The sequence below is a fragment of the Cupriavidus oxalaticus genome (assembly GCF_038900635.1).
GTDB lineage: Bacteria > Pseudomonadota > Gammaproteobacteria > Burkholderiales > Burkholderiaceae > Cupriavidus > Cupriavidus oxalaticus_B.
In genome coordinates this window covers 188,502-202,135 of the sequence record NZ_JAYMRX010000011.1, presented here as the reverse complement: position 1 = coordinate 202,135, position 13,634 = coordinate 188,502, and the positions used below count along the sequence as shown (strand labels likewise).

General features: G+C 67.9%; 12 protein-coding genes. 4 read left to right on the top strand and 8 right to left on the bottom strand.

Annotated features, from left to right (window positions below; all coding sequences use genetic code 11):
• Positions 1-205: 205 nt before the first annotated feature.
• From VSR71_RS19195 to VSR71_RS19175, 5 genes are all read right to left on the bottom strand, one after another.
• On the bottom strand, positions 206-1,018 hold the full coding sequence (locus VSR71_RS19195; protein WP_342915432.1) for a GntR family transcriptional regulator: 813 nt from the start codon (positions 1,016-1,018) through the stop codon (positions 206-208).
• A 78-nt stretch (positions 1,019-1,096) separates the two neighbouring features.
• A complete protein-coding gene (locus tag VSR71_RS19190) occupies positions 1,097-1,951 on the bottom strand; it encodes an isocitrate lyase/PEP mutase family protein (RefSeq protein WP_342915431.1) in 855 nt (284 codons plus the stop codon).
• Entirely contained in the window at positions 1,948-2,490 is a 543-nt protein-coding gene (locus VSR71_RS19185; protein ID WP_342915430.1) for a 3-isopropylmalate dehydratase, read from the bottom strand. Before VSR71_RS19185 ends, VSR71_RS19190 begins: the two co-directional genes overlap by 4 nt.
• Positions 2,487-3,758, bottom strand: coding sequence for a 3-isopropylmalate dehydratase large subunit (locus VSR71_RS19180; RefSeq protein WP_342915429.1), 1,272 nt, complete (start codon positions 3,756-3,758; stop codon positions 2,487-2,489). The genes VSR71_RS19185 and VSR71_RS19180 overlap by 4 nt, the downstream gene beginning before the upstream one ends.
• A 44-nt stretch (positions 3,759-3,802) precedes the next feature.
• Positions 3,803-4,771: a tripartite tricarboxylate transporter substrate binding protein gene (locus VSR71_RS19175; protein ID WP_342915428.1), complete on the bottom strand. Its 969-nt coding sequence runs from the start codon at positions 4,769-4,771 to the stop codon at positions 3,803-3,805.
• 267 nt (positions 4,772-5,038) lie between these two features.
• Here VSR71_RS19175 and VSR71_RS19170 point away from each other — a divergent pair, with 267 nt between their 5' ends.
• The gene (locus tag VSR71_RS19170; RefSeq protein WP_342915427.1) at positions 5,039-5,410 is read left to right on the top strand and encodes a helix-turn-helix domain-containing protein; all 372 of its coding nucleotides are present in this window, start codon (positions 5,039-5,041) and stop codon (positions 5,408-5,410) included.
• Between the two features lie 2 nt (positions 5,411-5,412).
• Positions 5,413-6,741: a type II toxin-antitoxin system HipA family toxin gene (locus tag VSR71_RS19165; RefSeq protein WP_342915426.1), complete on the top strand. Its 1,329-nt coding sequence runs from the start codon at positions 5,413-5,415 to the stop codon at positions 6,739-6,741.
• 2 nt (positions 6,742-6,743) lie between these two features.
• Here the strand turns inward: VSR71_RS19165 and VSR71_RS19160 are convergent, their stop codons facing one another.
• Positions 6,744-7,154: a DUF1801 domain-containing protein gene (locus VSR71_RS19160; protein WP_342915425.1), complete on the bottom strand. Its 411-nt coding sequence runs from the start codon at positions 7,152-7,154 to the stop codon at positions 6,744-6,746.
• A gap of 170 nt (positions 7,155-7,324) precedes the next feature.
• On the opposite strand from VSR71_RS19160, the gene VSR71_RS19155 reads away from it, so the two are divergent.
• Positions 7,325-10,825, top strand: coding sequence for an adenylate/guanylate cyclase domain-containing protein (locus VSR71_RS19155; protein WP_342915424.1), 3,501 nt, complete (start codon positions 7,325-7,327; stop codon positions 10,823-10,825).
• Entirely contained in the window at positions 10,822-11,475 is a 654-nt protein-coding gene (locus VSR71_RS19150; RefSeq protein ID WP_342915423.1) for a hypothetical protein, read from the top strand. Before VSR71_RS19155 ends, VSR71_RS19150 begins: the two co-directional genes overlap by 4 nt.
• Here the strand turns inward: VSR71_RS19150 and VSR71_RS19145 are convergent.
• The gene (locus tag VSR71_RS19145) at positions 11,456-12,430 is read right to left on the bottom strand and encodes a patatin-like phospholipase family protein (protein WP_428979431.1); all 975 of its coding nucleotides are present in this window, start codon (positions 12,428-12,430) and stop codon (positions 11,456-11,458) included. The two genes, VSR71_RS19150 and VSR71_RS19145, sit on opposite strands and share 20 nt — an antisense overlap.
• Positions 12,431-12,742: 312 nt before the next feature.
• Positions 12,743-13,582 carry a class I SAM-dependent methyltransferase gene (locus VSR71_RS19140; RefSeq protein WP_342915421.1) on the bottom strand — a complete coding sequence of 280 codons (840 nt, stop codon included), beginning with the start codon at positions 13,580-13,582 and terminating at the stop codon, positions 12,743-12,745.
• Positions 13,583-13,634 lie beyond the last annotated feature (52 nt).

Here is a 13,634-nt window from a genome sequence, read left to right as displayed (position 1 = left end):
ATCGTGTCAGGCCAGCACCAGCGCCCGACGGGAACCCCAAAAACAGATCAGATAAAGCTGAAATGACACCGGAAAACCGGACATTTCAACTTTGCTGGCGCCCGGACATTTCAACTTTGCCTGGACATCAGGTATTGACCGTCTTTCCTGATGTCGTAGTTGGAACGAATTCAAATGTCGAACCTTGGCCCAAATCCCCCCTAACTTATTCCAGCGGCGAAATCGTCGTGCTGCCCGCTGCGTCCGGGTCTGACGAATCGGCGTCGATCCAGACACGTGTAGCCCCGCCCACGCGCGACAGGCGCATCTGGTAGGTGTAGCGCTCCGGGTGATACAGGCCCACCAGGTATTGCACACGCCGGCCTTGCCGATCCGTGGCGATACGCGAAACGCGCAGCAGCGGCACCCCGGGACTCAGGCGCAGGATGCGGGCAACCTGAAGGTCCGCCACGGCAGCCCCGAGCGTCTGGTCGGCGGAAACGACATGCACGCCGTGCTGCTCCAGCGCCACCAGCATCGGCGTGTCCTGCAACGTATGCCGGTCGAGCGCGCCGGCGAGGTCGTCGGGCACAAAGACTTCGGTATAGGCGATCGGTTGCGCCTTGAACTTGCGCACGCGCACCACCTTGAGCACCGCGGCGCCAGGCGGCAGGTCCAGCGCCGTGCTGACCGCTGGCGGAGCCGGCATGCGCTTCCATTCCAGGACCGTGACGCGGGTTCGCTTGCTGACGCTGACGATGTTGTCGAGCAATCCGCCGCGCACCGCCGTGGCGGCGGCGGACGCGTGCCGGAAGGTCGGCACGGTGCCCTTGCCGCGCAGACGCGCGACCATCCCCTCCTCTTCCAGCCGCGCCAGCGCCGAGCGTACGGTGACGCGCGCCACGCCGAATTCTTCGGCAAGCTGGCGCTCGCCGGGCAGCGGCATCCCGGTCTCGTAGTAGCCGCCGCGGATACGGTCGCGCAGGATCAGCCGGACTTGCTGGAAGCGGGGAAGATCGGGGTTGGCATCCAAAGGCATGGGCAACAGGCTGACAGGCGTACCGGGGCATTGCCGCCACGGTACGCCGGTGGCGCTACTTGAACAAGCGCGGCTGCCCTATTCGTAGCGCTTGCCCAGCGCCAGCATTTCAGGTGTGCCGATCAGCTCGTTGAGCGCCTGGAACGAAAGCATCCGGTCCAGGTACGGTGTGGTGGTCTGGTGCGCCCCCAGGCTCTGCAGGTAGTCGCGCAGCGCAAAGGCCAGCGCGCGCACGGTACCGCCGGGGAAAATCACGACGCGAAAGCCGATCTCCTCCAGTTCCGGCGCCGGCAGCACGGGCGTCTTGCCGCCTTCGACCATATTGACCAGCAGCGGCGCGCGGGGTCCGAGCCTGGCGATGGCCGCCGACATGTCTTCGCGGCTGCGCAGCGCTTCCACGAACAGCAGGTCGGCGCCGGCCTCGGCGTAGCGCTCGGCGCGTTCCAGCGCCGCCTCCATGCCCTCCACCGCCACGGCGTCGGTGCGGGCGATGACCAGCGTGTTCGCATCGCGGCGCGCGTCGCAGGCGGCGCGGATCTTGCCCGCCATCTCGGCGGCCGGGATCACCGACTTGCCGTCGAGGTGCCCGCAGCGCTTCGGCATCGCCTGGTCTTCCAGCTGGATCGCCGATGCGCCGACACGCTCGAGCACGCGTACGGTCTGAACCACGTTGAGGGCGTTGCCGAAGCCGGTGTCGGCATCGACGATCAGCGGCAGCGCCACGCGCTCGCGGATATTACGCGTGACCGAAGCCACGTCGTCGAGCGACAGGAAGCCGATATCCGGCCGGCCAAAGCGCGTATAGGCAATGCTGGCGCCGGACAGATAGGCGGCCTGGAAGCCGGCCTGCTCGACCAGCAGAGCGGAAAAGGCATCGTAGACACCCGGCGCGGTCACGATGCCGGGTTGTTGCAGGCGTTGCTTCAGTGTCATGCTGGAATCCCGGTCACGGAAAGTTGGCCCGCCGCGATCTTGCGGGCGAGGTGCGGCACGAGGCCGCCGTCATGGATCATGTCCACCAGGTGCGGCGGAATCGGTTCGCATTGTAGCGGCGCGAGGCCTTCGACAAAGACCTGCGCACGCGCAATCTCGCAACCGGCGCGCTGGCCGGCCGCGATACGCGGCAGCGCCGGGCAAGTGAACAGCGGCAGGCCCAGGTTGAAGCCGTTGCGGTAGAACAGCCCTGCGAACGACGGCGCGACCACGGCCGCCACGCCAAGGTGTCGCAGGACCTCCACCGCCTGTTCGCGCGACGATCCCGCGCCGAAATTGCGCCCGCCGAACACGATGTCCCCGGGCCGCACCGCGGCGGCAAACTCGGCATCGACATGCTCCATGCAATGGCGCGCGAGTTCTTCGATGCCGTACTTCATGTAGGCGCCGGGCGCGAGCAGGTCGGTATTGATATCGTCGCCGAACACCCAGGCGCGACCGGTGAAACGCCCTGTGGCTGGCGTCAGCGTGTCGTTCACGACAGCATCTCCCTTGGATCGGCGATTCGGCCGGCGATTGCAGACGCGGCCACCGTGTACGGCGAACCGAGATAAACCTGCGACGATGCCGCGCCCATGCGCCCCTTGAAATTGCGCGCGGTGGTGCTGATCACCACGGTGTCTTCGCCAAAGCGGTGCTCGCCATAGCCGGCGCACGCGCCGCATGCGTTCGGCAGCAGCTCGGCGCCGGCGGCCACCAGCGCGCCCAGCGTGCCCTCGCGCTCGGCCTGTGCCTGGTCCGCGGCACTGGCCGGCGCCACCAGGAGCCGGGTATTGCGCGCCACGCGCTGCCCGCGCAGCACCTGCGCCGCCATGCGCAAATCGTCCAGCTTGGCACCGGTGCAGGCGCCGATGTATGCGATGTCGACCGCCACATTGCCCAGGCTGTCGACGTCGCCCGCATCGGCCGGGGTATGCGGCCGCGATACCTGCGGCGCCAGCGACGCGGCGTCGAAGTCGTGCGTAGCCAGGCAGGCGGCACCGGCATCCGACTGCCAGCGGTCGATGTCGATGTCCGACGGCTCCACGCCGGCGCCGAGCAGCCAGTCGCGCGTAACCCGGTCGGGCGCCACCAGGCCTGCCTGGCCGCCAAGTTCGGCAGTCATGTTCGACAGCGTCATCCGCTCCTGCATCGACATCGCCGACACGGCGGCGCCGGTATATTCGACCGCCTGGTACTGGCCCCCGTCCATGCCGAACTGCGTGCACATGCGCAGCATCATGTCCTTCGCCGACACGCCCGCGCGCAGCCGGCCGTGCCATTGCATGCGGATGGTCTGCGGCACGCGCACCCAGATCTCGCCGGTGACCAGTACGCCCAGCATCTCCGTCGCACCGATGCCGAACATGTACGCGCCGAACGCCCCACCCGTCGACGAGTGGCTGTCGCCACCCACCGCCATCATGCCCGGACGCAGGTAGCCCTTCTGCGGCACCACGACATGGCAGATGCCCTCCATGTCATGGAAGCGCGCCACGCCCTCCTCCCTGACCCAATCGCGCGCGATCTGCACGATCTTGCGGCTGTCGGCGTCATGGGCCGGCACATAGTGATCTGTGACCACCACCACCCTGGACGGGTCCCAGACCCGGGCGCCGATTTTCTCCAGCAGCGGCTTGACACGCCGCGGGCCGCCTGAGTCATGCATCATGGCCAGGTCGACGCGGCAGGTGACGATCTCGCCCGGCGTGACATGCGCGCGGCCAACTGCGCGGGCCAGCAGTTTCTGGGCGAGCGTCTGGGGCATGGCCGGTGGTGCGACCTGTGCGACCTGTGCGGACACCTGCGCCATCATTCCACCCGCGTGCCCGATGCCTGGATCACCTTGGCCCAGTGCTGGATATCGCCGCGGACAAACTGCGCGAACGCCTGCGGCGTCATGCTGACCGCGCTGGCGGCCTCGGTTTCCATTCGCTGCTTGTACGCCGGATCCTCCACCGCGATCTTCACCGCCCGATACAGCTGGTCGGTGGTTGCCTGCGGCAGCCTTGCCGGCCCGAACAGCCCGAACCACGCCGATGACTCGAAGCCCTTCACGGTGCTGCCGATGGTGGGCACGCCCTGGAACTGCGGCAGCGGCTGCTTGCTGCTGACGCCCAGTATCTTGAGCGCGCCGGACTTCGCATGCGGCAGCACGTTGACGGTACTGGCGAACATCAGGTCCACCGTGCCGGCCAGCAGGTCGGTCAGCGCGGGATTGGTGCCCTTGTAGGGAATGTTCAGGATGTCGGTGCCGGTCTGCAGCTTGAACTGCTCGCTGGCCAGGTGCAGCGACGACCCTTGCGCGCCGATGGCAAAGCTCAGCTTGCCAGGGTTGCGCCTGGCATAGTCGATCAGGCCGGCAGTATTGTCGAACGGCGCATTCTTGCGCGCCACCAGCACGCTCGGCACCCGCGCGACCATCGAGATCGGCGTGAAGTCCCTGACCGCGTCGAACGGCAGGTTCTTGTAGAGCGAGGCGTTGATGGTATGGCCGGTAAAGCTCATCAGCAGCGTGGTGCCGTCCGGCGTGCTGCGCGCAACATACTGCGCGGCGATATTGCCGCCGGCGCCGGGCTTGTTGTCCACCACCACGCTGCGCTGCAGCGTTTCACCCATCGAACGGGCGATCAGGCGCGCCAGCGCGTCGGTGGTGCCACCGGCCGGACTGCCGACCACGATCGTGATTGGCTTGTCGGTTGCAGCGTGCACTGCCGGGGCCATCGAGGCCAGGACGGCCAGCGCGGCACTGGCCAGGAACTGTCTTTTGCTGAAAGGCATGTCGGTCTCCACCGCTGTTCTAGCTACTTCGGGTGAGGTGGACTCTATGCCCGGGGCCGGGTGCGTTCAATGGAACCGGGTGGTCCTATCCAGGGGACCACTGGTAGGCCGGCGTGGCTTCTACAGGCGATTTCCTGTATTTTCAAGATACAGCCCACGCCCTGTATTTGTTTGATACAGGCTACAGCTTGTAAAACGTCAAAACAGGCTATATCCTGTACCTCATCGGCAACCCACGGCCAGCCATCCGGAACGGCAGGCGGCGCTATGCAATATCCCATCCATACCCTCACCCAGTTGCGCCCGATCCTGCAGGGCTTCAGGAAATCCAGGGGCCTGACGCAGGCCAATATGGCGGCTTACCTGGGCGTCAGGCAGCAAACCTACGCCGAACTGGAAGCCAACCCCGCCGCGGCCAGCGTCGAGCGGCTGTTCAAGGCACTGCGCGTGCTCGGCGTGGAGATGGTCCTCTCCCCTGCCCCTGATACCCAGCCGGAGCCTGTGCAAGAGACAGTCTCCCAGCCGGCACGCAAGGTTGCCCGACAGGCAACGACGACGGAAAAGCCGAAAAAGCCCGCCGGCGACAAGGCAAGCCGCCCCGCCCGCAAGACCACCGAGCCACAGCGGGAGGACTGGTAGCCATGGCGCGCGGCACGCAAGCGAAGCGTCTCGACCTGTGGATGAACGGATTGCCGGTGGGTCACTGGGAAACCACGCCCGCCGGCGACCGGCTGGCCTATCGCGAAGACTGGATTGCCGACCCGCAAGGCCGGCCGCTGTCCTTGTCATTGCCCTTTACGCCAGGCAACCAGCCACACCGTGGGCCGGCAGTCGCCAACTATTTCGACAACCTGCTGCCAGACAGCGATGCCATCAGGCGGCGCATCGCGGCCCGGTACCAGACCGGCGGGACTGACGCCTTCGCGCTGCTGGCCAAGCTCGGCCGCGACTGCGCCGGCGCCCTCCAGATGCTGCCGCCGCAGGAAGCGCCGACGGCGTTGAAGCGCGTCCAGGGCCGCCCGCTGTCAGGGACGGAGATCGCCACCCTGCTGCACGAGGCCACGGCCGAGCCCGTGCTCGGGCTGCGCGAGCCCATCGATGACCTGCGCCTGTCCATCGCGGGCGCGCAGGAGAAGACCGCGCTGCTGCGCTGGGACGGACAATGGCTGCTGCCGCAAGGCAGTACGCCTACCACGCATATCTTCAAGCTGCCGATGGGACTGGTGGGCAATATGCGCGCCGACATGCGCACCTCGGTGGAAAACGAATGGCTCTGCGCCAGGATCGTCGCCGCCTTTGGCCTGCCGGTCGCTGCCTGCGAGATCGCGCGCTTCGGGGATGTGAAGGCGCTGGTCGTCGAACGCTTCGACCGCAAGCCCTCAGCCGACGGTTCCTGGCTGCTGCGCCTGCCGCAGGAAGACATGTGCCAGGCCACCGGCACGTCGGCATTGCAGAAATACGAGTCGGACGGCGGGCCTGGCATCCAGCAGATCTCCGACATCCTCTCCGGCTCGCGTTCGGCGTCGTCCGATCGCCGCAATTTCTTCCTGGCGCAAATCGTCTTCTGGCTGCTCGCGGCCACCGACGGCCATGGCAAGAACTTCAGCATCAGCCATCTGCCGGGCAGCCGCTATGAAGCGACGCCGCTGTACGACATCCTGTCGGCGCACCCGATCATCGGCAAAGGCAAGAACCAGGTGGCGCCGCAACGCGCACGGCTGGCGATGGCGTTGCACGGCAAGAATTCGCACTACGCCATCCACGAGATCCAGCGGCGGCACTGGTTTGCCCAGGGACAGCGCATCGGCTTCTCGCCCGACGATGTCGAGTCGATGCTCGACGAGGTCGTGTCGCAGACCAGCCGGGCCATCGACGCCGCTGCTTCCGCGCTACCGCCGGAATTCCCCATGGACCTGGCCGATGCGATCTTCGATGGCATGCGCCGGCAGCAGCGGCGCCTCGCCGCCTGAGGCTAGCGCCGGCCCTTGGACTGGTTCAGCGCCACGGCGGCGCGGATCAGCGTCTTCAGCGCCTTCTCGTCGACCTTGTCGCCTTCCTGGAAATCGATGGCGCGCCGGGTGTTGCCTTCCAGGCTGGCGTTGAACAGGCCGGCGGGATCGTCCAGCGCCGCGCCCTTGGCGAAGGTCATCTTGACGACGCTCTTGTAGGTCTCGCCGGTGCAGACGATGCCGTCGTGCGACCAGACCGGGACGCCGCGCCATTTCCATTCCTCGACGACTTCGGGATCGGCTTCCCTGACCAGCGCGCGCAGCCGGCCGAGCATCTGGCCGCGCCAGTCGTCGAGCTCGCGGATCCTGGCATCGATCAGTTCGGAAGCCGGGATGCTGTCCTCCTTGCTGTCCTGCATTTCGCTCTTTTTCATGGCGGATGCTCCTCAAGCGGATGCCGTGCCCGCGGCACATGGCTGGCCCTGCATTGTGCCGAACCCGGCCCTGTATCGCCACTACCGCCTCACCTTGCCACGCCGTCCAAATGTGCCTCTAATAGTCTGAACAGGCGGGTCGGCATGACCCGGTCCGGTCAGGAGGCGAAATGCGCTGCACGCATTGCGGCTTCACGAACCTTGCGGGCGCCAACTTCTGCGAGGAGTGCGGGGCAAGGCTTGCCCGAATTTGCCCACAATGCGGCGCGGAAGCCACGCCTGCCGCCAAATTCTGCCGGTCCTGCGGCGTCGCTCTCACCGACGCACCGGCACCGCCTCCGGCGCCACAGCTGGCGCCGCAACCACCCAGGCCGCCGGCAACCGCCCCCGTCCATTACACCCCGCCCCATCTCGCCGAGCGCATCCTGGCCGAACAGGCCGCCATGGAAGCCCGGGGCGAGGCCGCCGGCGAGCGCAAGACCATCACCGCCCTGTTCGCCGACATGGCCGGCTCGACCGCGCTGACGCAGGACATGGACCCGGAAGATGCGCGCCGCCTGATCGACCCGGTGGTGACGCTGATGATGGAGGCGGTCCACCACTACGAAGGCTATGTCGCCAAGTTCCTCGGCGACGGCATTCTGGCGTTGTTCGGCGCGCCGATCGCGCACGAGGACCATGCCCTGCGCGCGTTGTACGCCGCGCTGCGGATGCAGGGCGCGATGCATCGCCACAGCGACCGGGTCCGGCTGGAGCAAGGCATCCCGCTGCAGATCCGCATCGGCATCCATACCGGCGAGGTGGTAGTGCGGTCGATCCGCAAGGACGACCTGCATACCGATTACGATCCGGTCGGCCACACCATCCACATTGCCTCACGCATGGAAGGGATTGCCACCCCCGCATCGATCCTTGTCAGCGAGTCCACGCACAAGCTCGCCGAGGGCTATTTCGAGTTCACGGCCCTGGGCACCACGCATGTCAAGGGCGTGCGCGAACCGCTGGCGGTGTACGAGGTGGTGGGGCTGGGGGCGTTGCGCACGCGCCTGCAGGTGGCGGCGCACCGCGGGCTGGCGCGCTTCGTCGGGCGCCAGCAGGAACTGGAGCACCTGCATGAGGCCCTGGAGCACGCCAAGACGGGCAGCGGGCGCATCGTCGCCGTGGTCGGCGAAGCGGGCGTCGGCAAGTCGCGGCTGTTCCATGAGTTCAAGACCCGCTCGCAACAGGGCTGCCTGGCGCTGGAGACGTTCTCGGTCTCGCACGGCAAGGCCTTTGCCTACCTGCCGCTGATCGAACTGCTGAAGAACTACTTCCAGATCACCGCGCAGGACGGCGACCGCGCCTGCCGCGAGAAGGTGACGGGACGGCTGCTGACGCTCGACCGTACGCTGGAAGACCACCTGCCCTACCTGCTCTACCTGCTCGGCACCACCGAACCGGGTTCGCCGCTGCCGACCATGGACCCGTCGATCCGGCGCCAGCGCACCTTTGACGCGATCGCCCGGTTGCTGGTGCGCGAGAGCGCCAACCAGCCGCTGATGCTGATCTTCGAAGACCTGCAATGGCTCGATGGCGAGACCGAGGCCTTCCTCAACATGATGGTCGAGCATGTGCCCGCCGCGCGCATGGTGCTGCTGGTCAACTACCGGCCCGAATACACGCATCGCTGGGAAGCGGGGCCGCATTATTCGCAGCTGCGGCTGCAGCCGCTGGGGCCGGCCGAGGCGCAGGGCCTGCTGACCGCCCTGCTGGGCGACGACCAGAGCCTGGTGCCGCTGAAGCGGCTGATCCTGGACAAGACCGAAGGCAACCCGTTCTTCATGGAGGAAGTGGTCCAGACCCTGTCCGAGGAAGGCGCGCTGCTGGGCCAACCCGGCTGCTACCGCATCGAAGAGGCGCCGGCGCTGCTCCATATCCCCACCACGGTCCAGGGCGTGCTGGCCGCGCGTATCGACCGGCTACCGCTGGCGCAGAAAGAACTGCTGCAGACACTGGCGGTGATCGGCAAGGAATTTCCGCAAAGCCTGGTGCTGCGCGTGGCCGGGCTGGAGGGCGACAGGCTGCATCCGCTGCTGGCCGACCTGCAGGCCGCCGATTTCATCCGCGAACGCCCGGCGTTCCCGGAAGTCGAGTACGCCTTCAAGCACGCGCTGACCCAGGAAGTCGCCGGCAATTCGCTGCTGACCGAACGCCGCAGCACCTTGCATGAAGCCACGGCGCAAGCGATCGAAGACTTGTTCCAGGGCCGGCTCAAGGACTATTGCAGCGAGCTGGCGCACCACTACAGCCTCAGCGGCAATGTGCCCAAGGCGGTCGAATACCTGCACTGCGCCGGCCAGCAGGCGCTGCAGCGCTCGGCGCAAGGCGAGGCGATCCGGCACCTCAGCACCGCCATCGAGCTGCTCAAGCGCCAGCCCGATACCGCCGAGCGTGCGCGCCAGGAACTGACGCTGCTGCTGGCGCTGGGACCGGCGCTGATGGCGGCGCGCGGGCAGGCGGCGCCGGAAGTCGAGGCCAACTACCGGCGCGCGCTGGCGCTGTGCGAACAGGGCCGGCAGACGCCCTACGTCTTTTCCGCGCAGCTCGGCCTGTGGGCCTTCTACCAGCTGCGCGCGCAATACCAGGTGGCGTTGCCGCTGGGCAAGCGGCTGCTCGGCCTGGCGCTGAAGTCGCAGCGGCCCAAGCAGCTGGCCGAAGGCCATCGCGTGCTGGGCGCGACGCTGTTCCGGCTGGGCAAGCTCGACGCCGCGCGCTCGCACATGGAGACGGTGCTCGCCCTGCCCCACCCCGATTCTCAGGCCTACGACTTCCTGATGGGCTACGGGCGCGATCCGGCCGTGCATGCGACCAGCACGCTGGGCTGGATCCTGTGGTACCTCGGCTGTCCCGACCATGCCCGCGCGCTGTGCCAGGAAGCCCTGGTGATGGCGCGCGCGCGGCCCGATGCCTACAACCTGGCGCTATGCCTGGTCTTCGCCGCGGAAGTGCACCAGTGCCGGCGCGAACCGAAGCTGGCACGCGAGTATGCCGAGGCAGCGATCGCGATTTCGGGCGAGCAGGGATTCCCGATCTACCTGGCGTGGGGGACCGTCGTGCAAGGCTGGGCGATGGCCGAACTTGGCGAGGCCGAAGCGGGGATCGCCCGGATCCGCCACGGCCTGGCTTCCTACGAGGGCACCGGCGCCGTACTCGGCACGCCCAACCTGCTGTCGCTGCTGGCCGATGCCTGTTGCAAGGCCGGACAGCCGGACGCCGCGCAGGAAGCGCTGGCACGCGGGCTGGCGCTGGTGGAAAAGACCGGCGAGCGGCTGGACGAAGCCACGCTGTGGCGGCTTCGCGGCGACATGCTGTGCCGGCTGCAGCCGCCCGCACACGAGGAAGCGGAAGCCTGCTTCCGGCAGGCGCTCGGCATCGCCGGCGAGCAAGGCGCCAGGCTGCTGGCGCTGCGCGCCGCGCGAAGCCTGGCCCGGCTGTTGCACTCGCAGGGCAAGGCCGAGATGGCGCGCGAGACGCTGGCGCGGCACCTGGCCCTGCTGACCGAGGGCGCCGACACCGTCGACCAGCTGGAGGCCGCCGCACTGCTGGCGCAACTGGAAGGCGAAGTATCCGCCACTGGAGCCGGCGCCGCCAACGGCACTGCCAGCGACACCACAACCCCTGCGCGCCCATGACCCCCCTCCAGGCCAGCCAGCTCCAGGACCGCTTCGTTGCCGTGTGGACGCGCGCGGGCGGTGCGCATGCGCGCGACGCCTATGCCGATCTTGCCGGCCGCTATGGCGAGCCGGGCCGCCATTACCACACCCTCGACCACATCCGCCGCTGCCTGCGCGACCTGGATTGGGCACGCGGCGCCATCGCCACGGCCGATGCCGACGCGGTGGAACTGGCGCTGTGGTGCCATGACGTGATCTATGTGCCGGGCGCGGCCGACAATGAAGCGCGCAGCGCCGGCTGGATACGGCAATGGGGGACCGGCATCGCCACGGCCGGCCGGATCGCCGCACTGGTGCTGGAAACCGTCCACGACGGCATCCCCGCCAGCCCGGCGGGCCGCTTTACCGCCGATATCGACCTGGCGGCGCTCGGCTGCAGCCGGATGCGCTTCCGCCATAACGGCGCCTGCCTGCGCGCCGAGCGCACCGACCTCGACGACCAGGCCTACGACGCCGCCGAGCGCGCCTTCCTGAGTGCGCTGCTGGACAGTCCGCGCATCTATTACACCGAGCTGTTCCACGCGCGCTACGAGGCGCGCGCGCGCGCCAACCTGGCGTGGCGGCTGGCGCAGCCCGGCCCGCCGGGCGTCACAGGAATTCGCCGCTGATGTCGATGCTGGAGCGCCGGCCGATGCTGTCGTAGTGCTGCGCCAGCCAGGCCGTGGCCTGCTTGCGGCCCTGGTCGCGCAGCGCGCACAGGAAGCCCCAGTCGGCGTTGTACTTGGTTGACACGCCGAGCGCCGCCATGGTCTCGTCGGAGCGGATCGAGTGGATCCACATCTCCTTCATGTCGCGCCCGTCCACCTTGCCCTGCTGGATCAGCGAGGTGACAAAGGCAATGGCGCGCATCTCGCGCATCAGCGATGAGTTGAAGCTGAGTTCGTTGACGCGGTTGAGGATATCCGCCGCCGAGGTCGGCACGCCGTGGCGCACGATCGGGTTGATATGGACGATGATCACGTCGCGGGTCTGGCAGTGGTAGATCAAGGGAAAGATCGCCGGGTTGCCGACATAGCCGCCGTCCCAGTAGTACTGGCCATCGATGCATACCGCCTGGAACAGCGTGGGAACGCAGGCCGAGGCCAGCACGGCATCGATGCTCAGCTCCTCCGGCGGAAAGATGCGTATGCGGCCGGTCTCGATATTGGTCGCGCACAGGTAAAGCTGGATCGGGCAATGCTCGCGCAGCGCGGCGAAGTCCACCTGCGTGCCGAGCACTTCGCGCAGCGGGTTCAGGTTGTTGGGATTGAACTGGTACGGCGACAGCAGGCGCAGCGCAATGTCGGCCATGGCATACAGCGGCGAATGGTTGAGCCCCAGGGTATGGCTGGTCTTGAACCAGGGCATCCAGCGGAACGGGCTGTAGCGCTGCGCCGAGTTCGAGATCGCCTGCCAGAACGAGTGCAAGGCCTCGCGCGCGCCGGCGCTGCCGCCTTGCAGCAGCCCGTAGGCCAGCACCGCGCCGTTCATGGCGCCGGCGCTGGTGGCGCTGACGCCCTCGATCGCCAGCCTCCCGTCTTCCAGCAGGCGGTCGAGCACGCCCCAGGTGAAGGCGCCGTGCATGCCGCCGCCCTGCAGGGCAAGCGCCACGGGTTTGTGGTCTGGCTGATCTGGCTGATCTGGCTGGTGGGCTGGCTGGTGGGCTGGCTGGGCTGGCTGGTCCGGCTGCATCCGAGGCTCCCTCCCTGGCGCGCCATGCGGGTGCGCCAGGCTCCGTGCTGCGGGCGGTGATTCGTATCAATCCAGTGTAGGGAATAAGCCGTTTTACGGCACCCCGGTGCGTGGCCCGGCGTGTGTCCCGGCGCGTGTCCCGGCGCGTGTCCTGAAGGGCGGACCGATAGCGGACTTGCCGCTGGCGCCATGCCTGGACATCCGTCAGGCGCTGGCGGCGGCCATGACGACGTGCGCCTGCATCGGGCCGGAGACGGGGCCGTCTCCATATGTCTCCAGGAACGCCCGTGCGCACGCGTCGGTCGCCCGTGCCAGCGCATCGGGACCGCGCCGCTCCAGTTCCGCGCGCAGCGGCGTGCCCTGGCAGTACGCTACCGCGGGAATGCGGGCGGCATCGGCGCGGCTGGTCGAGGTGACGGTCTCGAACAGCGGCGGCGCGGTAAATCCGCCCAGGCGCAAGTCCTGCTCGATCGCCACCTGGCTGTGATAGCCGTGCGGCGTGCGCGCCATGAAATCCGGCGGCGACTCGGGGAACAGGCGGGCCAGCGCCGCTGCGACATTGCGGGCAAAGGCGTTGAATTCAATCCGGTCCCACACGTTGAAGACCAGCGTCCCGCCCGGCACCAGCACGCGGCGCGCCTCGGCGAAGGCCCTGGCCTTGTCCGGGAAGAACATCACGCCGAACTGGCAGGCCACCAGGTCAAAGCTGGCATCGCCGAACGGCAGCGCCATCGCGTCGGCCTCCCGCCAGGTCACGGGTCGCTCCGTGCCTTCGGCCTGGGCCCGCGCCAGCATCGGCGCATTGAGGTCGGTGGCGACGATGACGGCGTCGGGCGCGAGCCGGCGCGCCAGTTCGCGCGTGAGCACGCCGGTGCCGGCAGCCAGTTCCAGCACCCGGCGCGGTTCCAGCGCGGCGATGCGTTGTGCCAGGTCGGCGGCATAGGGCGCAAAGATCATGGGCACCATCAGCGACGCGTAAACGTCGGGGATCGCACCCGCGAACAGGTGGTCGGCATTCGGCTGGTCGGCATTCGGCAAAGCCATGGAAGTCCCCTTGCCCGGCGCGCTGGAAGCCGGGATCGCCTCAGTGGGTGTA